The organism is Corynebacterium sp. HMSC22B11 (assembly GCF_001815965.1).
GTDB lineage: Bacteria > Actinomycetota > Actinomycetes > Mycobacteriales > Mycobacteriaceae > Corynebacterium.
Genome location: NZ_KV823527.1, coordinates 1 through 22,271, shown reverse-complemented (window position 1 = coordinate 22,271; position 22,271 = coordinate 1). Strand labels below are relative to the sequence as shown.

17 protein-coding genes and 4 tRNA genes are annotated in these 22,271 nt (G+C 62.2%); 16 read left to right on the top strand and 5 right to left on the bottom strand.

The features are described 5' to 3' along the window. The first annotated feature begins 56 nt into the window (after positions 1-56). Positions 57-139, top strand: a tRNA-Tyr gene (locus HMPREF3088_RS09825). Between the two features lie 75 nt (positions 140-214). Here HMPREF3088_RS09825 and HMPREF3088_RS10285 read toward each other — a convergent pair. The 3 genes from HMPREF3088_RS10285 to HMPREF3088_RS09815 form a co-directional block, all read right to left on the bottom strand. Beyond that, a complete protein-coding gene (locus HMPREF3088_RS10285) occupies positions 215-916 on the bottom strand; it encodes a nucleotidyl transferase AbiEii/AbiGii toxin family protein (protein WP_246818160.1) in 702 nt (233 codons plus the stop codon). After that, on the bottom strand, positions 807-1,052 hold the full coding sequence (locus HMPREF3088_RS10825) for a hypothetical protein (protein ID WP_256374479.1): 246 nt from the start codon (positions 1,050-1,052) through the stop codon (positions 807-809). The genes HMPREF3088_RS10285 and HMPREF3088_RS10825 overlap by 110 nt, the downstream gene beginning before the upstream one ends. A gap of 191 nt (positions 1,053-1,243) precedes the next feature. Then, on the bottom strand, positions 1,244-2,257 hold the full coding sequence (locus HMPREF3088_RS09815) for a type IV toxin-antitoxin system AbiEi family antitoxin domain-containing protein (RefSeq protein ID WP_070759800.1): 1,014 nt from the start codon (positions 2,255-2,257) through the stop codon (positions 1,244-1,246). Between the two features lie 217 nt (positions 2,258-2,474). Here HMPREF3088_RS09815 and HMPREF3088_RS09810 point away from each other — a divergent pair, with 217 nt between their 5' ends. After that, complete coding sequence (locus HMPREF3088_RS09810) at positions 2,475-3,008, top strand: type 1 glutamine amidotransferase domain-containing protein (protein ID WP_070759799.1); 534 nt, start codon at positions 2,475-2,477, stop codon at positions 3,006-3,008. Positions 3,009-3,126: 118 nt separating this feature from the next. Here HMPREF3088_RS09810 and HMPREF3088_RS09805 read toward each other — a convergent pair whose 3' ends face one another. Continuing rightward, a complete protein-coding gene (locus HMPREF3088_RS09805) occupies positions 3,127-3,903 on the bottom strand; it encodes an SPFH domain-containing protein (RefSeq protein WP_070759798.1) in 777 nt (258 codons plus the stop codon). Between the two features lie 506 nt (positions 3,904-4,409). On the opposite strand from HMPREF3088_RS09805, the gene HMPREF3088_RS09800 reads away from it, so the two are divergent. The 8 genes from HMPREF3088_RS09800 (at position 4,410) to HMPREF3088_RS09765 (ending at position 9,580) form a co-directional block, all read left to right on the top strand. Beyond that, positions 4,410-4,482 (top strand) — tRNA-Thr (locus HMPREF3088_RS09800). 67 nt (positions 4,483-4,549) lie between these two features. Beyond that, a tRNA-Met gene (locus HMPREF3088_RS09795) sits at positions 4,550-4,623 on the top strand. 350 nt (positions 4,624-4,973) lie between these two features. After that, positions 4,974-5,046 (top strand) — tRNA-Trp (locus tag HMPREF3088_RS09790). Between the two features lie 42 nt (positions 5,047-5,088). Further along, positions 5,089-5,433, top strand: a complete 345-nt coding sequence (gene secE, locus HMPREF3088_RS09785) for a preprotein translocase subunit SecE (protein WP_083317396.1) — start codon at positions 5,089-5,091, stop codon at positions 5,431-5,433. Between the two features lie 224 nt (positions 5,434-5,657). Then, positions 5,658-6,542, top strand: a complete 885-nt coding sequence (gene nusG / locus HMPREF3088_RS09780; RefSeq protein ID WP_070759797.1) for a transcription termination/antitermination protein NusG — start codon at positions 5,658-5,660, stop codon at positions 6,540-6,542. Between the two features lie 143 nt (positions 6,543-6,685). After that, positions 6,686-7,126, top strand: a complete 441-nt coding sequence (gene rplK / locus HMPREF3088_RS09775; protein WP_070759796.1) for a 50S ribosomal protein L11 — start codon at positions 6,686-6,688, stop codon at positions 7,124-7,126. Positions 7,127-7,232: 106 nt separating this feature from the next. After that, positions 7,233-7,949, top strand: a complete 717-nt coding sequence (rplA, locus tag HMPREF3088_RS09770; RefSeq protein WP_070759795.1) for a 50S ribosomal protein L1 — start codon at positions 7,233-7,235, stop codon at positions 7,947-7,949. A 194-nt stretch (positions 7,950-8,143) separates the two neighbouring features. Next, complete coding sequence (locus tag HMPREF3088_RS09765; RefSeq protein ID WP_141759461.1) at positions 8,144-9,580, top strand: hypothetical protein; 1,437 nt, start codon at positions 8,144-8,146, stop codon at positions 9,578-9,580. A 105-nt stretch (positions 9,581-9,685) separates the two neighbouring features. Here HMPREF3088_RS09765 and HMPREF3088_RS09760 read toward each other — a convergent pair whose 3' ends face one another. Then, entirely contained in the window at positions 9,686-10,405 is a 720-nt protein-coding gene (locus tag HMPREF3088_RS09760) for a DedA family protein (protein WP_083317395.1), read from the bottom strand. A 162-nt stretch (positions 10,406-10,567) separates the two neighbouring features. Between HMPREF3088_RS09760 and HMPREF3088_RS09755 the strand changes: the two genes are divergently transcribed. The 6 genes from HMPREF3088_RS09755 (at position 10,568) to HMPREF3088_RS09730 (ending at position 22,155) form a co-directional block, all read left to right on the top strand. Further along, the gene (locus HMPREF3088_RS09755; protein ID WP_141759460.1) at positions 10,568-11,566 is read left to right on the top strand and encodes a hypothetical protein; all 999 of its coding nucleotides are present in this window, start codon (positions 10,568-10,570) and stop codon (positions 11,564-11,566) included. Between the two features lie 517 nt (positions 11,567-12,083). Beyond that, a complete protein-coding gene (gene rplJ, locus HMPREF3088_RS09750) occupies positions 12,084-12,596 on the top strand; it encodes a 50S ribosomal protein L10 (protein ID WP_070759792.1) in 513 nt (170 codons plus the stop codon). 136 nt (positions 12,597-12,732) lie between these two features. Then, complete coding sequence (gene rplL, locus HMPREF3088_RS09745) at positions 12,733-13,119, top strand: 50S ribosomal protein L7/L12 (RefSeq protein ID WP_070759791.1); 387 nt, start codon at positions 12,733-12,735, stop codon at positions 13,117-13,119. 147 nt (positions 13,120-13,266) lie between these two features. Beyond that, on the top strand, positions 13,267-14,241 hold the full coding sequence (locus HMPREF3088_RS09740; protein ID WP_246818159.1) for a cell envelope lipid trafficking protein PgfA: 975 nt from the start codon (positions 13,267-13,269) through the stop codon (positions 14,239-14,241). A 343-nt stretch (positions 14,242-14,584) separates the two neighbouring features. Continuing rightward, entirely contained in the window at positions 14,585-18,097 is a 3,513-nt protein-coding gene (locus HMPREF3088_RS09735) for a DNA-directed RNA polymerase subunit beta (protein WP_070759789.1), read from the top strand. Between the two features lie 86 nt (positions 18,098-18,183). Continuing rightward, positions 18,184-22,155 carry a DNA-directed RNA polymerase subunit beta' gene (locus HMPREF3088_RS09730; RefSeq protein ID WP_070759788.1) on the top strand — a complete coding sequence of 1,324 codons (3,972 nt, stop codon included), beginning with the start codon at positions 18,184-18,186 and terminating at the stop codon, positions 22,153-22,155. The last annotated feature ends 116 nt before the right edge of the window (positions 22,156-22,271 follow it).

The window sequence follows — 22,271 nt, the reverse complement described above, 5'->3', positions numbered from 1 at the left end:
CGTTTAGGCAATCTTTGAGGCACGTAGTAGGGTATTGAGCGCACCAGATGGTGTACGCCAGATTGTCCGAGCGGCCAAAGGAAGCGGACTGTAAATCCGCCGGCTTATGCCTTCGTTGGTTCAAATCCAACATCTGGCACAGATGAACTCCGTCAGGGAAAACCCTGGCGGAGTTTTTGCCTTGGTGGGGTGTGGCGCTGATTCGGGGGGTAGGTCAGTCGTGAGGCAACGCGACGGCTGTGCCAACAGCTGGGATGATACGTAGTAGGGACGAGTTGCTCAGCTTAAAATGAGCGGCCGGTGCTTGGTATTCATTGACCCATTGCTGGCTCCGATGGTTCCACCACCCGGTGCCGCGTTGGTCGCTGAGAATTTCGTTCAGACGTGTTCCAGCGAACTCGAGGGAGGCCGTAAGAGAGTGAAGATTGGGAGGGAGCCCGTAAAAGTCCTTGGCCTTCTTTTCGTAACCACGTTCCCACTCCGGATCCGGTGAAGCTAAAACTTCCGGTAGCTGGATATTACGCCGGCGTGTTTCGTGTAACAGTGTGGTCTGCAATTTCTGAGCTGAGAAGTCTTGCGTAAGAATGATTTGAATGATGTCCGCAAGATCGTGGTATCGAGTGCTTGTGCGGCCGTGGTGGGTTTCCCGCATCGCACAGATCTTGTCGGATAGATGCGCTTCGATAGGTGTGACGAGGACGGTGAAGGATTCGTAGAGCCTGTCCTGCTGCAACGTATTGAGTAGGGGATCTACCTCAACGTGCTCAGGTGGTGCCTGTGTGTGGCGCGAGAGGGATACATCAATTTTAAAGGTGTGAAACTGTAGTGTTCCGAGTCGAGCTTCGATCGATACAGTGGCGGTCGGGGTGGCGTACTCTCCACGGGCCGTGTTGTCTCGAGAGTGGATATCTTTCACTTCGAAGGTGAAGGGGTCGCCATTTTTTGCCCTGGACGAGTTCTTTCAGGTTGTTAGTGAGTTCTTCGCCGGAGTCCCAGCGTTTTGAACGCGCCAGATCCAGATCCCTGGTGAAGCGCCCCTTCCCGTTACGCATGAGAAGTGCGGTCCCTCCCTTGAGCGTCCACCCAGGGGAAGGATTGCGGAAGATGAGCCTGAGCATGCTTTCGAAAACCAGCTGGAACCGGATGCTGTCCCTCGATCTGCCCTGGGTCTTCGCTTCGTTGGAAATGCGCATGTTGAGGCTCTTCTGGAGATTTCGGGCCTCCCTCGTGGTGAGCGGTTGATTCATCGCTGCTGTGCCCCTTTCGACTCTTGGTGGGCCTCTGTCTCGGGTGTTGCCTGAGCTTTAGGAGTTATCGCAGATGCCGTCAAGTCAAGCTCCCTGAGTGCTTTTGCGGCGGGATTGCTAGGCGGTAGGTCGGCTGAGGGGAGAAGATTCGCAATACCGGGGTACTGGAGGAAAACCTTCCTGATTTGTTTATTGATCTGTTCAGTCTGCGTGGCGTGTGCCTCTTCAAGAACGGAGCCGCCGGCGAGGGAGCCTGCTCTCTTGCTCAAGGCTTCAAGTGTCTCGGCGAGCGTGGTTGAGATTCCCTTGAACCCCAGGTCGACAGCGAGGCTGGTTGCAAAGCGGTGCGCAATTTCTTCACGATCTTCATCTGACCGGGCTTCCGCCTGGCACGCCTCAATGAACGCTTGGCCATTCGCATAGCCATAGACAGGTGCGCTTGCGTCGAGGCATTCAGCCAATGCTGCTATGCGAACACCTTCTTTTCTTAAGGCATCCGTCACGATGACTGCGAGGTAGTTGAACTCAATCTTCTCGTCGGCAAGGTCTGCGATGGTGCGTTCTATCGACGTTACGGGTAGACCATCGACGAGGAGGACGTCCTCCTCGTTCGCGTTGCGATAGTTGTAGATCAGAATGTCCTCATGTCGCGTTTGCTTTCGCGCGCGCGTAGAAAATGTGTGCTTGTGAGGGATGAGGTCACCAATTTGATGGATGATCGCTGCTGATTCGTGAGAGACAAACACGTCATTTTCTTCGCTCAGTCGCTCCCCGGGGAAGAAGCTAGGGCGAAGCGCTACCCAGGCTTCGCGAATATCGGTGAGGGGGCCAAATGATGCGGAGGGGAGGTGGTAGAGGCCCTGCCGAGTGCGCGTGAGTACACCTCGTTCGGAGAGTCGGCTCAGCTGTAGGCGGCTAATTCCTTCGCTTTTGGCTTGGGCCGTGGTGATGATGCCCCACTGGTCTGCGGCTAGGGATTCGAGCAGCTCGAGAGTTTTAGTCGATGACATAACGCCTACCTCCCTCACTCAGGTGACATATGAACTACGTATGTATCACCTTAGATGATACAAACGTAGATTTCATGGGGTGGTTCAATCTGGAATTCTTGCCTCCGCGCTCTAGATTTCCTCGTTAGGGTGCCCTGGTGTTCGGGGAAGTGGGGGTGTTGCTCGCCAGGTTTCGCTGACACCATTGGGGGCATACGTTCTTGAGAAAGGAGCAGACATGGCAAAGCTAGATGGCAAGCGCATTGGTGTTCTCGCGACGAATGGGTTCGAGGACAGTGAGTTCAGCTCCCCGATTGAGGCTGTCCGCCAGGCAGGCGGCGCAGTGACTGTCCTCAGCCCTGGTGGCGAGAAGATTGAGGGCAAGAACGGTTCTACCTCCGAGGCAGATGCCTCGACCGAGAACTCCCGCGACGCTGAGTTCGACGGGATTATCCTTCCGGGCGGTACCCGAAACGCCGACCAGCTGCGCATGGACGAGGCAGCGGTCGAGATCGTGAAGAAGCACGTCGAGGCTGGAAAGCCGCTGGCGGTGATCTGCCACGGTGCGTGGATCCTTACCGACGCGGACGTCCTCCGCGGCCGCACCTTGACCTCGTACCCGTCGTTGAAGACTGACCTCCAGAACGCTGGGGCAACGTGGGTCGACGAGGAGGTCCACGTGGACAACGGCCTGGTCTCTTCCCGCACTCCGGCCGACCTTGAGGCCTTCAACGCGAAGCTGGTGGAGGAGTTCGCCGAGGGGCAGCACTAAAAACTGCTGAATCGGCAGCCGGGTCCCACATGGGGCTCGGCTCCTCTTTCTTTTGGGGCGAGAAAACTCCACCGGGATACGGGATAGCGGGGCGGTCCCCGCGAGCAGCTAGGGGCAGCTAGCTGTCGAGTTCGCCCCGGTCCCGTGGTTCCTGTAGCTGATCCGGCGACTCCAGCGACCGGTCTCGCAGCTCCAGGGTGGTGCCCGGCGGCAGGGCCTCCAGCAGGCGGATCTTCGCCAGCAGCGGGTTCTGCTCCAGCACCTTCGCCGTGCCCATGCGAGCGCGGGTGATCTTCACCTCGGTGCGCGCCCGCTCCAGCTCGCTGGCAGCGGTGAGCTTATCCACCTCCGCCTGGCTCAGTGCCTCGGCCACGCCGTGCGGCAGGGAGAGATCCTTGAGGTGAACATCTCCCAGCACCTCGACGCCGACCGCCGCGCCGGCCTCCCGCGCAGCCTCCGCGACGGGGGAGAGGTCGATGCGCTGCCCGATGAACTCGGCTAGCGGCTTCGTCGCCACCAGTTCTCGCAGGGCGATTTGGGCGGCCAGGTAGACCTCCCGATCCGGCTCATCAGCGGCGGTGAGGAAAGCCACCGGATCACTGACCCGCACGGTCAGCACGAAGGTCAGGGTGACGTCCTGCCCCTCGGCGGTGGGGATCCGCTGCGGGGCGAAGGAAAGCTGGCGGCGGCGTTGATCGACCTGCACGAAACGGTCGGTGGGCAGCGCAAACCCCGGACGGGACAGCGCGGTCACCTCGCCGTCGCGGGAGCGCAGCACAACGTGCCCGGGCAGCGGGATCGGGCTGCGCGGGAAGGATGGGCGCCACGACAGCGGCGTGTCGGTCTCGACGTACTCCATCCAGGAGCCAAAGTCGCGGTTGCGGTTGAAAAACATGTGTCACCACCTGAATCGCCAGCATGCAAGGTGCAGGCGAACGTGAAGTTGAAAATTCCGCGCCGCGTGGGATTCGCAGACGGCGGGGCGTCGGCGCGTCGGAACGCTCGCAGGCGCTCGTCGGGGCCGGGCCGCAGGCCGCAAGCGAAGGGCTCCCGGGCGGCGCGGAATAAAATGATTGAGAGGACTCGAACCTCCTTGCCCCGTGAGGGGTGTGCCATGCGCCGCCGGTGCATCATCCGGAAGGCGCCTGAATTAAAACCCCAGGACACCCCTTAACACCCGATAACGGCGCAATTAGAAACTATAAAACAGCTGGCCCGCCCAGCGGAAGAGGCAATCGCGCGATCCACCGCCTAATGCCAACCAAGACGCACCCATACCGACCGCGGAAACCAGCTACGACGTGCAGATTTGTGCTTCTCATTGGAAACTGGTTATGCTACTTCAGGCTTCGATCAACGGGCTACAGCGGATTACCGCTAGGTTCGGTCGATTTAAGTTGCGCCCCCTTAGCTCAGTCGGCAGAGCGTTTCCATGGTAAGGAAAAGGTCGACGGTTCGATTCCGTCAGGGGGCTCTGTCATTTTATATGGCCGTCACGTGACCTGTTTACGCTGGCCGTGGCTGGTCGTGTAAGTGGCTGTGGCGGTGTAGCTCAGCTGGTTAGAGCGCACGACTCATAATCGTGAGGTCCCGGGATCGAGTCCCGGCACCGCTACTATTTCAGGACCCCGTGGTTTTTCCGCGGGGTCCATTTTTTATTGACGACGCCACCGCCCTCACCGCCGCCTTGGCTCGCCGCGTCCCACAGGGGAGCGGGGGCGCCGGGTGGTCCTGCCGCAAGTCATGCCAGCCCTGAGCGTGTCCCACCGGGGAGCGAGGCCACCGGGTGGGGCTATTGCGCGCCCAACCTCCCAGGTTCACCCCACTTCGAGTGGTGGAGTGCTGCGGAAAACGTGGCAAGTTGTCTAACTGAATGGAAAGTTGCTAGGCTACTCCCGTGTTGCACGCATGGTGCGTTGTCTGCGGGTAAAATCGCGGTCATCAACCCGGCGTTGCCACAGTTTTAGGGGTGTAGCTCAATTGGTAGAGCAACGGTCTCCAAAACCGTAGGTTGCGGGTTCAAGTCCTGTCACCCCTGCAAAGTACGCCCGCCCCCGCGGGCGCCCGAAGGAGTAACCACGTGAGCGAAGATAGCAACAGGGCCGAAGGCTCCGGAGCGGACGCTTCCGGAGGCTCCATGCGCCCCAGCGGTAAGCGTCAGGTCGCTGGCCAGGCCACCACGGCTCGCGCGACCAGCGCTTCGACCACCCCCGAGGTTGTCGAAACCCGGAGCAACCCCTTCACTGCCATCGCGGACTACATCCGTGGCGTGATCTCCGAGATGCGCAAGGTCATCTGGCCGACCGGCCGCGAGATGGTGACCTACTCCATCGTCGTGCTGGTCTTCCTCGTCCTGATGACCGCTCTGGTTGCTGGCGTGGACTACGTCACTGGCCTCGGTGTTCGCTGGGTCTTCGGCGTCTAGCTTTAGCTGGTTCCCCCAAGCACAGCGATATGCTCCAAGCCCTCCCTCGTGGAGGGCTTTTTGCGTCTCCTCTCGCCACACCGGCCTGCTCATGGCCATAAATCCTGCCCGCGTGCTAAACTCGTCAACAGAAAACATCCCGCCTCGCCGACCAACGGTAGGGGCGGATTTTTATTGCCGATCGTGCCTAAAACGACCCAGGCTCACCCGACAAGGAGCATCATATGAGCGCAGATAAGAACCTCAGCGCAGCGGACCTCGCCGCCGCGGCACAGGAGGACATCCACCAGGAAGTCGCAGCCCACAAGGAGTCCGAGGCCGACCAGGCCGCGGCAGCCCTGGGCGACGCGGCAGAGGACACCGCCGCGGAGCTGGCGGAGGGCACCGAGGCCGCCCCGGAGGCTTCCGAGTCTGAGCAGCCGGAGAAGACCGCCGAAGAGGCCGCGATGGAGGCCTACAAGACCCGCCTGCGCGAGTTCATGCGCGCCCTGAAGAAGCTGCCGGGCGAGTGGTACATCATCCAGTGCTACTCCGGCTACGAGAACAAGGTGAAGACCAACCTCGAGATGCGCGCCCAGACCCTGGGCGTGGACGAGCAGATCCACGAGGTCGTCGTCCCGATCGAGGAAGTCACCGAGCTGAAGGACGGCAAGCGCAAGCAGGTCAAGCGCAAGCTGCTGCCGGGCTACGTCCTCGTCCGCATCGAGCTCGACGACGCCTCCTGGTCCGTCGTCCGTGACACCCCGGGCGTGACCTCCTTCGTGGGTAACGAGGGCAAGCCGACCCCGGTGAAGATCCGCGAGGTCGCGAAGTTCCTGCTGCCACCGGAGACCGCAACCGCCGCGGCGGAGGATCAGGGCCAGGACGCCGCCGACGTCGACGTCTCCGCGACCGGCGTGGCCGTCCCGCCGAAGCCGGCCTCCGAGACCGTCGAGGTGGACTACGAGGTGGGCGAGTCCGTCACCATCCTCTCCGGCCCGTTCGCGTCCGTTGCCGCGACCATCTCCGAGATCGATACCGTCCAGAACCGCCTCAAGGCCATGGTCTCCATCTTCGGCCGTGAGACCCCGGTTGAGCTGGAATTTGATCAGGTCGCGAAGCTCGATTAATGTAACTCTGTCTGCTATTCAGTGGCGCGCCTTCGGCGTGCCCGGGTGGCAGTGGAACTATTCATCTCCGGTGGCTGGCTAAGAACCGGCATCCGGTCGGGGAGCGGTACGCCCGCTTCCTGATAACAGAAAGAGGTATAGCGATGGCCAAGAAGAAGGTCCAGGCGCTCATCAAGCTGCAGATCCAGGCTGGTGCAGCAACCCCAGCTCCGCCGGTTGGTCCGGCACTGGGTGCTCACGGCGTGAACATCGTTGAGTTCACCAAGGCTTACAACGCTGCAACCGAGTCCCAGCGCGGCAACATCGTGCCGGTCGAGATCACGGTCTACGAGGACCGTTCCTTCGACTTCAAGCTGAAGACCCCGCCGGCTTCCAAGCTGCTGCTGAAGGCCGCTGGCCTGCAGAAGGGCTCCGGCGTCCCGCACACCGACAAGGTCGGTAAGGTCACCTGGGATCAGTGCAAGGAAATTGCAAAGACCAAGGAGCCGGACCTGAACGCGAACGACATCGAGGCTGGTGCGGCCATCATCGCCGGTACCGCTCGCTCGATGGGTATCGACGTCGAGGGTCGCCCGTCCGCTTAAGTGCGCCACCCCGGTGGGTTCGCCGCCGGGGTTTCATCGCGTGGCAGGGTCGCTTGCTGACCCACTAGACCACAACTCCAACACCTAAACCCAGATTGGAATTTTCATGAGCAAGGTTTCTAAGGCTTACCGCGAGGCGGCCGCTAAGGTCGACCGCGATAACAAGTACACCCCGCTGCAGGCTGCGAAGCTGGCCAAGGCGACGTCCTCCAAGAACTACGACGCAACCATCGACGTTGCGATCCGCCTGGGCGTCGACCCGCGCAAGGCTGACCAGCTGGTCCGCGGCACCGTCGCGCTGCCGAACGGCACCGGTAAGGACGTCCGCGTGGTCGTCTTCGCCGAGGGCCCGAACGCTACCGCTGCCGAGGAGGCAGGCGCAGACTTCGTTGGCTCCGCTGAGCTGATCGAGAAGATCCAGGGCGGCTGGACCGACTTCGACGCTGCGATCGCTACCCCGGACCAGATGGCTAAGGTCGGCCGCGTTGCTCGCGTGCTCGGCCCGCGTGGTCTGATGCCGAACCCGAAGACCGGCACCGTCACCACCGACGTTGCTAAGGCTGTCTCCGAGATCAAGGGCGGCAAGATCTCCTTCCGCGTGGACAAGGCGTCCAACCTGCACGCCCTGATCGGTAAGGCTTCCTTCGACGAGAAGAAGCTGGCCGAGAACTACGGTGCCCTGATTGACGAGCTGCTGCGCATCAAGCCGTCCTCTTCGAAGGGTAAGTACATCAAGAAGGTCACCCTGTCCTCCACCAATGGCCCGGGTGTCCCGGTCGACGAGACCATCCAGAAGAACTACGCAGACGAGGCTGAGGCTTAAGCCCTAGCGTCACTGACGTAGCTGCCTCGATCCCGCAAGGGTCGGGGCATCTTTGCGTTGTGGGGGTAAAACGCGAGGGAGTGGGGGAGGGGACCCTGAGCGCTTGTTAAAATGCTCCTGATTAAAACTGGTTTCCACCGCATCGCTGGTCGAGGAAAGTTTTTAAGGAGCGAGCCATCACAACGAGAGAAGAAATGTCGCGCCGTTATGCCGACATGACGAGTGCGGTGAACCAGTCCACCGCGATGCAGCGCGAAATGGTGTCCCAGCAGCGCCTGGGCAACATGATTAACGCGACCGCCGCGATCGTCGCCCACGCGGATGCGAAGAAGACCCACGGCCTGCTCGGAAAGTCGCTGGCCAACCAGAGGGAATCCATCGCGCTGCAGCAGGAGGCCATTCGGCAGAGCGCTGCGCAGCACCGGGAAGTGGTTCAGGGCTTCTATCAGCTGGATCAGACGATCACCAGCATCGGGGACCAGCTGCACACCGACCTCGACGACATCAAGCACGGGACGTTCGCGAACTGGCGCGATGGCGTGGGCGCCGATTACTTCTACAAGTACCGCCCGCAGGCGATGAAGCACCTGGACGATTACTCCACTATCAGCCGCATGTGGCTCCAGGTGCTGGCCGATCGTTTCGCGGGCATCATCGCGGACTACCCGCGGTGGAAGAAGTCGGATTGGGCGGACGATGCGTTGCGCACCGGGGTCTTCGTGGCTCCCCCTGTGGTGGAGCAGCCACCAGAGATCCAGGATCTGCCGCCGAAGCCGAAGACGCCCTTCGTGCCGCCGAGCTTCCTGGTGTGGATCCTCGCCGGGATCATGTTCTTCGTCGGCATCATCGGGGTCGGGGCGATCCTCCTCGGCGCGATGTCCTGGCGTGCGGAGTCCGAAGGCCAATCGCTGAAGCAGAACATGTTCGAGCAGATTGGCCCCGAGGCGATCGAGCAAGCAGAGGAAAAGGATTTCCGGTTCCTGGACGAGGAGCTCGCAGCGTCGGGCGGTAAGAATTACTCCTGCAACCCTGGCGAACTGCGTGCACAGGCAGAGGGAGTGAACGTCGGGGACCTCGACTTCGATGGCTTCTGCCAGTCCCTGGAAAAGATCAACAAAACCATGAACACCGGCCCCAAAATCGTGATCGCCGGGAGCCTGCTCAGTGGTGTTCTCGGCGCAGGCGCGATTGTCTTCTGGGCTTACCGGCGGGAAGGCAAGGCCGAAGCCGTGGACGACGCGTACGTCGCGGCCGTCAATAAGCAGGTGGCGGAGAACCAGGCTCGCGTCGACGGCTGGAATCAGCACTTCGAAGCCCAGCTGTCGGACTACCAGCGGCGAAACAAGCAAGCCTTCAATGCCGCGCGCTCGTACATCGAATCGGCGATGGGGATCTCCATGAACGGGGACCTGGGCGACCGCTGGGCATCCACCGCGGACCGCACGCGCAAGGAGCAACTCACCTCGCTGATCGAAAACGAGGTGCGGCGCCCGCCGTCGCGCTTCGACTGGATCGAGTTGGAGCTCTTTGTTGCCAACCGGAGCCTGCCCGAAGATCTGAAGGCGATCGCGGTGCGTCTCATCGAGATCCAGACCGGTGGCAGCACCAATACCAGCAAGCTGGAGCAATAGCTTGAGGCCATGAGGAAACCCGGACCCTGAATGGGTCCGGGTTTCCTTGCGTTGCGCAGGCGTGGCAGCGGCTGGGGTATGGCACCCGCCGCGCAAGTGTTGGGCTTAGGCGGCCTTCTTGTTCTGCTTCGAGATGCTCCAGAACATGAACACCAGCAGCGCGATCGTGATCCACATGGCGTAACGGTTGACCTGCTCCACGATGGAGATCACCTGCTCGCCGTAGGTCACACCCAGGTAGGCGAAGAAGGCGTTGGTGACCAGCACGCCGAAGGCGTTGAGTCCCAGGACCGTCCAGAAACTCATGCGGCGGATGCCGGCCAGCAGGTTGGCGATGACGATGGTGGGCACGAAGGGGATGTAGGAGAGCACGATCGCAGCTCCCAGCACGCCGGGGCGCGCGTTTTCCAGTCGCGCGGTCCAGCGTTGCAGCCTGGGGGAGTGGGCGACCGACATGCGCAGGTACTCCAGGCCCCACTTGTTGCCGACCAGCCACCACAGGGGGACGGTCTTCAGCGCACCGACCAGGGTCATCACAACGATCGCGACCGCCGAGATTCCGCCGGTGGTGGATTCTGCCCCGCCGACGATTGAGGAGGTATAGCCGCCCACCATGAGCGCGTAGGGCACGGGGTTGTTGAGCAGCCACACTCGCAGTGGGATCATCGCGAAGCTAAAGAGGGTTGCGGCCACCAGGTAGGCCCAGATCCACTTGTCCAGCCGGTCGGGCTGGGAGATGAAGGCCGGGATCTGTTCTTCCTGGTTCCCGGTCTGCTTTTCAGCGTCGCCCTCTGGGGACGTATCGGCGGTGTCGAATGGTGCCATGTTTTTCCTTCGTTGTTATCCCCGAGCGGCGACATTCTGGGTGAGTGCGGAGAGCAAGGTGATAGCCGCGACGCCAGGGGTTAAGGACTTGAGCGTATCAGCTGCCCCTGGCCGCGAGCTCCACATCGCTGGCGCGTCGATTCTGACCTAGCCTGGGGAGTAATGACTATGGAAGGCCACCAGATCTCAGAGTCCACCCCAAGCGATAAAACTTCCCAGCTTTCAGTGCGCATCGTCGCGGACCCTGGGCTGGTGTCTGCCCAAGTGTCGAAGGTTCTTGATAGCGCGGACTTGCCAGAGGATTGCAGCTTTAACCTCGACACCGAACTGCTGCTCATGGATCCCAACCGCTCCCTGATCGCGCCGGATGTTCCGAGCGGCAGGAGCCCCGCGGATTTGCAGCTGCTCGTCACCGAGCTGCCGCGCTTTAGTGGTGCCACCGTGTTGAGAAGTGAGCTTTATCCGAATCAGGATGTGGCGGTGATCAGCTACCCCACGCTCGGGATGCTCGGCGCCCGCGACGGACTGGCCCAGGAAATAGCGCGCGTGATTGGGGAATACCGCGACTACCTGGCGTCCTCCCAGGGCGAAAGGGAGCAGTCGACGAGGGAGGAAAAGAACAAGTTCAAGACGATGCTCGGCATGATCTCCACAAATCAGCCGCGCCACTCCCTCGGGGCGCTGTCCGGTGCGCTGGCTGCGGGCATCGGGGTCGGCGCCTTCGGCATCTTCTACAGCTCTATTTGGGAAATGGCGGACTACCTCACCATCACCCGCCTGGCCGTGGTCAATATCGTTGCGGTGCTAGCCATGATTCTGTGGCTACTGCTGGATAACAGCCTCTGGGATAAGCCCAGCGCAAAATCTTTCAAGCGGGTCATTGCGCTGTACAACGGTTCGACGCTTCTCACGCTCGCGTTCGCTGTTCTGGGGATGTATGCCATCCTTTTCCTCATCATTTTCGCCGGCGCCGGTGCGATCATTGCCCCAGACTTCATGACGAAGGTGCTGGGTGAGCCGGTCACCGTGGGCACTTATGCCAGGATTTCCTGGCTCGCTGCATCCATGGGCGTGACCGCCGGGGCCCTGGGTTCGAGTTTCAATTCGGACTCCGCGGTCCGGCGGTTGACCCACGGGGCGCGCGAACGGCAGCGGCTGTAATCGCGCAATGAGGATTACGACGAGAACGCCGATGGGACCGGGGAGCACGACTGGGATGGTGCGTGGAGCCAGCGGTCCCAGGAGGCAGCACGCCAGCATTGGCACCAGATGAAACGCCGTGGGGAAGAACCTGAGCAGTACCGCGATGCCGCCTAGGCCGATTTGGTCTTTCGGCTGCTGGGCGTTAAGCTGTCAGGCGAAGTTTTGATATGTTTCAAAGTTTCACCGAAGACCGTCGGTCACTTGGGAAAACGCTTTCCGGCCGTGCTGATCTGATCAGCAAGCGCGTGCGAGCGCTCCCGGGTTGAAGGATCATCGTCATGATGACGGCCCACGCAGGTAACACGAGACGTTTTGTATCGCGCCGCTAGCTTCACGCTAGCGAGCTGCGATTCCAGAAGCGCCCCGTTGCCCCCTGCGGGTACGGGGCGCTTTGTCGTTGTGAAAGTGTTTCCTTCGTTTCGATCGCCGGTGCACGTACACACGTACACCAGAACATCAGGAAGGAGGCGAGAGTATGGCTAATCCAAAGAACACTGCAGCGCTGCAGGAGCTCAAGGCACGCTTCGAGGAAGCAGACGCCACCGTGCTGACCGAATACCGCGGTCTGTCCGTGGTTGAGACCACCGAGCTGCGTCGCGCGCTGGGTCAGGATGTCACCTACTCCGTCGCCAAGAACACCCTGCTCAAGCTGGCTGCTAAGGAAGCCGGCGTTGAGATTGACGAATCCCTGCTGACTGGTCCTACCGCTGTTGCTTTCATCAAGGGCGAGGCTGTTGACGCAGCTAAGGCCATGAAGGATTTCGGCAAGGATCACGAGGCTTTCGTCGTCAAGGGCGGGAACATGGACGGCGCTGCGCTGTCCGCTGAGCAGGTCATGGCTATCGCCGACCTGGACAACCGCGAGACCACCCTGGCCAAGCTGGCCGGTGCTCTCCAGGGTTCCTTGGCAAAGGCTGCTGGACTGTTCAATGCTCCTGCGTCCCAGGTTGCACGCCTCGCGGCTGCCCTGCAGGAGAAGAAGGACTAGTTCCGCCACGCTGGGTGCGAGGGCACGGTGTGCCACCGCGCTGGACCACAAGCCGGTCCACCACAGTAAAAACTTTTAAAAACACTTCGCCGCAGGGCCGATTGCCCAGGCGGCACAACACGAAAGGATGCCTATTATGGCTAAGTTCACCAACGAAGAGCTGCTGGATGCCTTCAAGGAGATGACCCTGATCGAGCTCTCTGAGTTCGTCAAGCTGTTCGAGGAGACCTTCGACGTCACCGCTGCTGCTCCGGTTGCTGCTGTTGCAGCTGCTGGTGGCGCTGAGGGCGGCGCTGCTGCTGAGGAGAAGGACGAGTTCGACGTCGTCCTGGAGGACGCAGGCGCTAAGAAGATCGGCGTCATTAAGGTCGTCCGCGAGGTCGTCTCCGGCCTGGGTCTGAAGGAGGCTAAGGAGCTCGTTGAGGCTGCTCCGAAGGCTCTGCTCGAGGGCGCTTCCAAGGAGGACGCTGAGGCAGCTAAGGCTAAGCTGGAAGAGGCCGGCGCAAAGGTCTCCCTCAAGTAATCCAGTTGCCGCGCACAGCGGCCGCGTGATTCACCGCCCCGCAAGGTTCGCCTTGCCGGGGCGGTTTTTCTATTGCTGCGCCGACCTGCCTTGCGACCCGCTTTCAAAGGGAACAGCGTGTCTGCGGGCTGTTGTAGCATGTTCAGCATGAACTCGAAGTCCCGTATCGTTGCTGTGTTTGTGCTCGGCCTGGCCAGCGCCATGATCGTGGCGGGCGTGCTCCTGCCACGGCTCTTCCCCGAGGAGCGGCCGGTGCCACTGAGCCTGCAGCACACCACCTTCACCTTGGAGGACGAGGACGCAACCGTGGGGCCGGGTTACCTGGGCGTGGGGGAGGAGGATCCCATCCAGGCGCCGGTGGCTCGCCAGTTCAACATGCAACTGGGCCAGCCGGCCACGGAGGAGGAGGCGACGGTGCGCGTCGGCGTCTCCAACGCCCGCACCAATGTGAAGGACGATCTGGAGTCCCTGCTGGACGCGCAGGTGTATAGCTACCGGGTGAACCGGATGAACGGTGAAGCCGTGGGGGAGGCCAAGGTCGCGGATTCCCCGGCGACCCCGCCGAAGGCCGTGGAGATGGAGGGCTCCTGGGCGAAGTTCCCGGTGGACACCCAGCAGCAGAGCTACGAATACTTCGACTGGACCGCCCGCCACGCCTACCCGGCGGAGTTCCGGGGCACGGAGCGCCGGGAAACCTCTAGCGGTGACGAGAAGGAGATCTACCTCTTCCGCCAGGAGATTCCGTCGGAAAAGGTCAGCTCCCGCTACAGCGGCATCCGCAATGCCATCGTCAAGGACGGCGACCGTGCGGAGCTGTACCACGGCGGCTGGCGCGAGCTGGCGGTGGAGCCGGAGTCTGGCATGATCGTCGGCATCGAGGAGCACATTCGGGACGAGTACCGCAACGCTGAAGGCGAGGTGGTGGAGCCGCTGCTGAAGTTTGAGGGGCGCACGACCGAGGCCAATGAGCGCCAGATGTTGGACCAGGCAGACGAGCTCGGTGGCAAGCGTTCCACGGAGAAGTGGGGCCGCGGGGTGTTCTGGGCTGGCGTGATCCTGCTGCTCGCCGCACTGGTGGTGGCGCTGCGTCGTGAACGCAAGCGCCGGGCTACAAGCGTGTAATTTTGCGCCCGTCGAAGCGGACGGATACTATCGGCCTGATCAGTATCCACGGGGGTGGACATTTGGGGGCTACTACTATATGGTAGTTCGTTGCGCTGGTTAAATTCTGAACCCTTGTGGGCAGGCGAGTTGAGAGATGATGTTCTCACCAACAATCGGCCTTGGCAATGAGCTTCCCTCCAGCAGTCACAGACTGCGGGAAAGCGGATTTGACAAGGTCCTTTAGGCATTCCTGCTTATCCGGCGTTCAGAGTAACACCACCGATATAGACCACCACGAAAAATCGTACGCTCACGCAACCGTTTCCCAGCCTGGCTCCACCCAGGCAAGGAGAAACGCCTAGTGCTGGAAGGACCCATCTTGGCAGTCTCCCGCCAGACAAGTTCAGTGGCCGGAATCCCCGGAGCTTCGACTCGCTACTCTTTCGCGAAGATCGACGCGCCGATCGAGGTTCCAGGCCTTCTTGACCTCCAACGAGAGTCCTTCGCCTGGCTCGTCGGCGCCCCGGAGTGGCGCGCCCGCAGGCAGGCCGAGGCTGGGGAGGGAGTCCGCGTCACGAGCGGACTGGAGGACATCCTCGAAGAGCTGTCCCCCATTGAGGATTATTCGGAAAACATGTCCCTCACGCTCTCGGAGCCACGCTTCGACGACGTGAAGACCTCCATCGACGAGGCCAAGGAAAAGGACATCAACTACGCGGCACCGCTGTACGTGACCGCGGAGTTCACCAACGCCCAGTCCGGCGAAATTAAGTCCCAGACCGTCTTCATCGGCGACTTCCCGATGATGACCGATAAGGGCACCTTCATCATCAACGGCACCGAGCGTGTCGTCGTCTCCCAGCTGGTCCGCTCCCCGGGTGTGTACTTCGACGAGTCGATCGACACCTCCACCGAGCGCCCGCTGCACGGTGTGAAGGTCATCCCGTCCCGCGGTGCGTGGCTGGAGTTCGACGTCGATAAGCGCGACACCGTCGGTGTCCGCATCGACCGTAAGCGCCGCCAGCCGGTGACCGTCCTGCTGAAGGCCCTCGGCCTGACCACCCAGGAGATCACCGACCGCTTCGGCTTCTCCGAGATCATGATGTCCACCCTCGAGAAGGATGGCGTCGAGAACACGGACGAGGCACTGCTGGAGATCTACCGCAAGCAGCGTCCGGGCGAGTCCCCGACCCGCGACTCCGCACAGGCCCTGCTGGAGAACTCCTTCTTCCGCCCGAAGCGCTACGACCTGGCGAAGGTCGGCCGCTACAAGGTCAACCGCAAGCTCGGCCTCGGTGGCGACACCGACGGCACCATGACCCTGACCGAGGAAGACATCCTCACCACGATCGAGTACCTCGTTCGCCTGCACGCGGGCGAACGCACCATGACCTCCCCGGAGGGCGTGGAGATCCCGATCGAGGTCGACGACATCGACCACTTTGGTAACCGCCGCCTGCGTACGGTCGGCGAGCTGATCCAGAACCAGGTCCGGGTTGGCCTGTCCCGCATGGAGCGCGTCGTCCGCGAGCGCATGACCACGCAGGACGCCGAGTCCATCACCCCGACCTCCCTGATCAACGTGCGTCCGGTCTCGGCAGCGATCCGCGAGTTCTTCGGTACCTCGCAGCTGTCCCAGTTCATGGACCAGAACAACTCCCTGTCCGGCCTGACCCACAAGCGCCGTCTGTCCGCGCTGGGTCCGGGTGGTCTGTCCCGTGAGCGTGCTGGCCTCGAGGTCCGCGACGTTCACCCGTCTCACTACGGCCGCATGTGCCCGATTGAGACCCCAGAGGGTCCGAACATTGGTCTGATCGGTTCCCTGTCCTCCTACGCCCGCGTGAACCCGTTCGGTTTCATCGAGACGCCGTACCGTCGCGTCGTCGATGGTCAGATCACCGACGAGGTCGAGTACTTCACCGCTGACGAAGAGGACCGTCACGTCATCGCTCAGGCGAATACGCCTTTCGATGCGGACATGAAGTTCACCGAGGACCAGATTGAGGTCCGTCTGCGCGGGGGCGACGTGGAGGTCGTCCCGGCAAGCCAGGTGGATTACATGGACGTCTCCCCGCGCCAGATGGTCTCCGTCGCAACCGCGATGATTCCGTTCCTGGAGCACGACGACGCCAACCGTGCCCTCATGGGTGCGAACATGCAGCGTCAGGCTGTGCCGCTGCTGCGCGCCGAGGCCCCGTACGTCGGTACCGGTATCGAGCAGCGCGCTGCCTACGACGCCGGTGACCTGATCATCGCCCCGAAGGCTGGTGTGGTGGAGTACGTCTCCGCTGACTACATCACCATCATGGACGATGAGGGCATCCGCGATACCTTCATGCTGCGCAAGTTCGAGCGCACCAACCAGGGCACCAGCTACAACCAGAAGCCGCTGGTTAACCAGGGCGACCGCGTCGAGGCCGGCCAGGTCATCGCCGACGGCCCGGGCACCGATAACGGTGAGATGGCGCTGGGCAAGAACCTGCTCGTCGCCTTCATGCCGTGGGAGGGCCACAACTACGAGGATGCGATCATCCTCTCCCAGCGCATGGTTGAGGAGGACGTGCTGACCTCGATCCACATCGAGGAGTACGAGATCGACGCCCGCGACACCAAGCTGGGCCCGGAGGAGATCACCCGCGACATCCCGAACGTCGGCGAGGACGTCCTTGCTGACCTCGACGAGCGCGGTATCGTCCGCATCGGTGCGGACGTCCGCGACGGTGACATCCTCGTCGGTAAGGTCACCCCGAAGGGTGAGACGGAGCTGACCCCGGAGGAGCGCCTGCTGCGCGCCATCTTCGGTGAGAAGGCACGCGAGGTTCGCGATACCTCCATGAAGGTCCCGCACGGTGAGACCGGCAAGGTCATCGGCGTGCGCGTCTTCTCCCGTGAGGACGACGACGACCTCGCCGCTGGCGTCAACGAGATGGTCCGCGTCTACGTCGCCCAGAAGCGCAAGATCCAGGACGGCGATAAGCTCGCCGGCCGCCACGGCAACAAGGGTGTCGTCGGCAAGATCCTGCCGCAGGAGGACATGCCGTTCCTGCCGGACGGTACCCCGGTGGACATCATCCTGAACACCCACGGTGTGCCGCGTCGTATGAACATTGGTCAGGTCCTGGAGGTGCACCTGGGCTGGCTGGCGAAGGCCGGTTGGCAGGTCGACACCAACTCCGAGGACCCGAAGATCAAGGCGATGCTGGAGACGCTGCCGGAGGAGCTCTACGACGTTCCGGCCGACTCCCTGACCTCCACCCCGGTGTTCGACGGTGCGTCCAACGCCGAGCTGTCCGGTCTGCTGCGCTCCTCGCGCCCGAACCGCGACGGTATCCGCCTGGTGGATGACTTCGGTAAGGCGCAGCTGATCGACGGCCGTACTGGTGAGCCATACGAGCACCCGATCTCCGTGGGCTACATGTACATGCTGAAGCTGCACCACCTGGTCGACGAGAAGATTCACGCCCGTTCCACCGGTCCTTACTCCATGATTACCCAGCAGCCGCTGGGTGGTAAGGCCCAGTTCGGTGGCCAGCGCTTCGGCGAGATGGAGGTGTGGGCAATGCAGGCATACGGTGCCGCCTACACCCTGCAGGAGCTTCTGACCATCAAGTCCGATGACGTGGTGGGCCGCGTGAAGGTCTACGAGGCGATCGTGAAGGGCGAGAACATCCCGGATCCGGGTATCCCAGAGTCCTTCAAGGTCCTCCTCAAGGAGCTGCAGTCCCTGTGCCTGAACGTTGAGGTTCTGGCCGCGGACGGCACCCCGATGGAGCTGTCCTCCGATGATGACGACGAGCTTGAGTCCGCAAACGCAGCGCTGGGTATTAACCTGCAGCGCGATGAGCGTCCAGACGCCGACATCGACGTTGGCTAACGCTCAAGGCTTCGCACACTTTCAGATTCTGACCTAGGTTCACCCACAATGGCCCTCCACATTCTTGGAGGGGAAAGGAAGTCCACGTGCTGGACGTCAACTTCTTCGACGAACTACGCATTGGCCTGGCCACGGCCGATGACATCCGTCGCTGGTCGCGCGGCGAGGTAAAGAAGCCCGAGACGATCAACTACCGCACCCTCAAGCCAGAGAAGGACGGTCTGTTCTGCGAGCGCATTTTCGGGCCGACCCGCGACTGGGAGTGCTCCTGCGGTAAGTACAAGCGTGTCCGCTACAAGGGCATCATCTGTGAGCGCTGTGGCGTCGAGGTGACCAAGTCCAAGGTTCGCCGTGAGCGCATGGGCCACATCGAGCTGGCCGCTCCGGTGACCCACATTTGGTACTTCAAGGGCGTTCCGTCCCGCCTCGGCTACCTGCTGGATCTGGCCCCGAAGGATCTCGAGAAGATCATCTACTTCGCGGCCAACATCATCACCTCTGTCGATGAGGAGGCTCGTCACAACGACCAGACGACCCTCGAGGCAGAGATGCTGCTCGAGAAGAAGGAGGTCGAGCAGGACCGCGACGCGGAGCTGGCCGACCGTGCCAAGACTCTCGAGGAGGACCTCGCGGAGCTCGAGGCTGCCGGCGCGAAGGCCGACGCCAAGAAGAAGGTGCAGAACGCCGCTGACCGCGAGATGCGCCACATCCGTGAGCGCGCTGAGCGCGAGGTGGAGCGCCTCGACGAGATCTGGAACACCTTCGTCAAGCTCGCCCCGAAGCAGATGATCGCGGACGAGACCCTCTACGAGGAGCTGCTCGACCGCTACGAGGATTACTTCACCGGCGGCATGGGCGCGGAGGCTATCCAGACCCTGATCCGCAACTTCGACCTCGAGGCCGAGGCCGAGTCCCTGCGTGAGGTCATCCGCGACGGCAAGGGCCAGCGCAAGCTGCGCGCCCTGAAGCGCCTGAAGGTTGTCGCTGCGTTCCTGCGCTCCGGCAACGACCCGGCCGGCATGGTCCTGGACTGCATCCCGGTCATCCCGCCGGAGCTGCGCCCGATGGTTCAGCTGGACGGTGGCCGCTTCGCGACCTCCGACCTGAACGACCTGTACCGCCGCGTCATCAACCGCAACAACCGCCTGAAGCGCATGCTGGATCTCGGCGCCCCTGAGATCATCGTGAACAACGAGAAGCGCATGCTGCAGGAGTCCGTGGACGCGCTGTTCGACAACGGCCGCCGCGGCCGTCCGGTCACCGGCCCGGGCAACCGTCCGCTGAAGTCCCTCTCCGACCTGCTGAAGGGTAAGCAGGGCCGCTTCCGCCAGAACCTGCTGGGTAAGCGTGTGGACTACTCCGGCCGTTCGGTGATTATCGTTGGTCCGCAGCTGAAGCTGCACCAGTGTGGTCTGCCGAAGCTGATGGCCCTGGAGCTGTTCAAGCCTTTCGTGATGAAGCGCCTGGTGGAGAAGTCCTACGCGCAGAACATCAAGTCCGCGAAGCGCATGGTTGAGCGCCAGCGCCCAGAGGTCTGGGACGTTCTGGAAGAGGCCATCGCCGAGCACCCGGTGATGCTGAACCGTGCACCAACGCTGCACCGCCTGGGTATCCAGGCCTTCGAGCCCGTGCTGATTGAGGGTAAGGCTATTCAGCTGCACCCGCTGGCCTGTGAGGCCTTCAACGCGGACTTCGATGGTGACCAGATGGCAGTCCACCTGCCGCTGTCCGACGAGGCACAGGCTGAGGCTCGCATCCTGATGCTGGCTTCCAACAACATCCTGTCCCCGGCGTCCGGTAAGCCACTGGCTATGCCGCGTCTGGACATGGTCACCGGCCTGTATTACCTGACCCTGACCAAGGGCAAGGAGGAGTTCGGCGGCCAGGGTGCCTTCACCGAGGCCACCGACCAGGGCCCGGCAACCGGCGTGTACACCTCCCTGGCGGAGGCCATCATGGCCTACGACCGTGGTGTGCTTGGCCTGCAGGCCCCGATCCACGTCCGCATCGACCACCTCCGCCCGCCGGCTGAGGTTGAGGCGGAGCAGTTCCCGGATGGTTGGCAGAAGGGCCAGACCTGGACCGCCGAGACCACCCTGGGCCGCGTGCAGTTCAACGAGCTGCTGCCGTGGAACTACCCGTACGTCGAAGGCGTGATGGACAAGAAGAACCAGGCCGTCGTCATTAACGACCTGGCAGCGAAGTACCCGATGATCACCGTCGCGCAGACGGTGGACAAGCTGAAGGACGCTGGCTTCTACTGGGCAACCCGCTCCGGTGTGACCATCACCATGCACGACGTGCTGGTTCTGCCGAATAAGCAGGAGATCCTCGACGAGTACGAGGCCAAGGCACAGCGCATCGAGAAGAAGCTGGCTCGAGGCAAGATCAACGAGTCCGAGCGCTACCAGTCCCTGGTTGACCTGTGGAAGGAAGCAACGGACTTCGTCGGTGAGTCGGTGGAGAAGCTCTACCCGGATGACAACCCGATCCCGATGATCGTGAAGTCCGGTGCTGCCGGTAACATGCGCCAGATCTGGACCCTGGCCGGCATGAAGGGCATGGTCACGAACTCCCGCGGTGACTACATCACCCGCCCGGTGAAGACCTCCTTCCGTGAGGGCCTGTCCGTGCTCGAGTACTTCAACAACTCCCACGGTTCCCGTAAGGGTCTGGCGGATACGGCACTGCGTACCGCTGACTCCGGTTACCTCACCCGTCGTCTGGTGGACGTCGCGCAGGACGTCATCGTCCGCGAGGACGACTGTGGCACCAAGCAGGGCGTTGTTCTGGACGTCTGCACCCCGGTGCTGGACGCCAACGGCGAGAAGACCGGCGAGTTCGCTCGCGCGGACTTCGTCGAGACCTCCGTGCTGGGCCGCTTCCTGGCCGCCGACGCCATCGGCGCGAACGGCGAGGTTGTCTGCGAGGCCGGTGCGATCATCGGCGAGCTGGAGCTGGCTGAGCTGGTCAAGGCTGGTGTGGAGACCGTGAAGGCCCGCTCCGTCATGACCTGTGGCACCGCCACCGGCGTGTGCTCCACCTGCTACGGCAAGTCCATGGCGACGGGTAAGAAGGTCGAGATCGGCGAGGCTGTCGGTATCGTGGCTGCCCAGTCCATTGGTGAGCCGGGTACCCAGCTGACGATGCGTACCTTCCACCTCGGTGGTGTTGGTGGCGATATTACGGGTGGTCTGCCGCGTGTTCAGGAGCTGTTCGAGGCTCGTGTTCCGAAGGCGAAGTCCCCGATCGCTTCCGTGGACGGCAAGATCAAGATCGAGGACGACGACGCGTTCTTCACCCTCACGATCATCCCGGACGATGGTTCCGAGGAGGTTGTGTACGAGAAGCTGTCGAAGCGTCAGGGCCTGGCAACGCTGGGCACCGGTGGCGTGGAGCGTCCGCTCCGCGACGGTGACCACGTGAAGATGGGCCAGCAGCTGCTGAAGGGCGCTGCGGATCCGCACGAGGTGCTCCGCGTGATGGGTCGCCGTGGCGTGCAGCAGCACCTGATCAACGAGGTGCAGAAGGTGTACCGCGATCAGGGTGTGGCTATCCACGACAAGCACATCGAGATCATCGTGCGGCAGATGCTGCGCCGCGTGACGGTCATCGACTCCGGCTCCACGGAGTACCTGCCGGGCTCCCTGGTGGATCACTCCGACGCGGTGGCCGCGTCGAAGGAGGCCGTGAAGACGGGTGGCCGCCCGGTCGAGGTTCGCGCCGAGATCATGGGTATCACCAAGGCTTCCCTGGCAACCGAGTCCTGGCTGTCCGCCGCCTCCTTCCAGGAGACCACTCGCGTGCTGACGGACGCTGCGATCAACAAGCGTTCCGATAAGCTCATCGGTCTCAAGGAGAACGTGATCATCGGTAAGCTGATCCCGGCTGGTACGGGTATCGCCCGCTACCGCAACATCCAGGTCCAGCCGACCGAGGAGGCTCGCGCTGCGGCGTTCACGCTGCCGTCGACCTTCGGTGACGGTTTCTACGGTGACGAGGGCTACGGTGAGTTCACCGGCGCGTCCGTCCCGCTGGATGACCTCGGCCTGCACTAAGGCTTAGGGGTTCTAGGCTTGGGCCTAGAGGTTTAAGGCCTCAGGGTTTTAAAACCCTGAGGCCTTTTGCTGTGCGCGGGGAGGGGGGGTGTCCCTATGTTTTTGTCAAGTGCCAG

Bases quoted from the DNA above. Each gene is read 5' to 3' on its own strand.
- nusG (WP_070759797.1), top strand. From the start codon at position 5,658: ATGAGCGCAGATAAGAACCTCAGCGCAGCGGACCTCGCCGCCGCGGCA.
- HMPREF3088_RS09755 (WP_141759460.1), top strand. From the start codon at position 10,568: ATGACTATGGAAGGCCACCAGATCTCAGAGTCCACCCCAAGCGATAAA.
- HMPREF3088_RS09815 (WP_070759800.1), bottom strand. From the start codon at position 2,257: ATGTCATCGACTAAAACTCTCGAGCTGCTCGAATCCCTAGCCGCAGAC.
- rplA (WP_070759795.1), top strand. From the start codon at position 7,233: ATGAGCAAGGTTTCTAAGGCTTACCGCGAGGCGGCCGCTAAGGTCGAC.
- HMPREF3088_RS09760 (WP_083317395.1), bottom strand. From the start codon at position 10,405: ATGGCACCATTCGACACCGCCGATACGTCCCCAGAGGGCGACGCTGAA.
- rplL (WP_070759791.1), top strand. From the start codon at position 12,733: ATGGCTAAGTTCACCAACGAAGAGCTGCTGGATGCCTTCAAGGAGATG.
- rplK (WP_070759796.1), top strand. From the start codon at position 6,686: ATGGCCAAGAAGAAGGTCCAGGCGCTCATCAAGCTGCAGATCCAGGCT.
- HMPREF3088_RS09740 (WP_246818159.1), top strand. From the start codon at position 13,267: ATGAACTCGAAGTCCCGTATCGTTGCTGTGTTTGTGCTCGGCCTGGCC.
- HMPREF3088_RS09805 (WP_070759798.1), bottom strand. From the start codon at position 3,903: ATGTTTTTCAACCGCAACCGCGACTTTGGCTCCTGGATGGAGTACGTC.
- HMPREF3088_RS09765 (WP_141759461.1), top strand. From the start codon at position 8,144: ATGTCGCGCCGTTATGCCGACATGACGAGTGCGGTGAACCAGTCCACC.
- rplJ (WP_070759792.1), top strand. From the start codon at position 12,084: ATGGCTAATCCAAAGAACACTGCAGCGCTGCAGGAGCTCAAGGCACGC.
- HMPREF3088_RS10825 (WP_256374479.1), bottom strand. From the start codon at position 1,052: ATGCGTAACGGGAAGGGGCGCTTCACCAGGGATCTGGATCTGGCGCGT.
- HMPREF3088_RS09810 (WP_070759799.1), top strand. From the start codon at position 2,475: ATGGCAAAGCTAGATGGCAAGCGCATTGGTGTTCTCGCGACGAATGGG.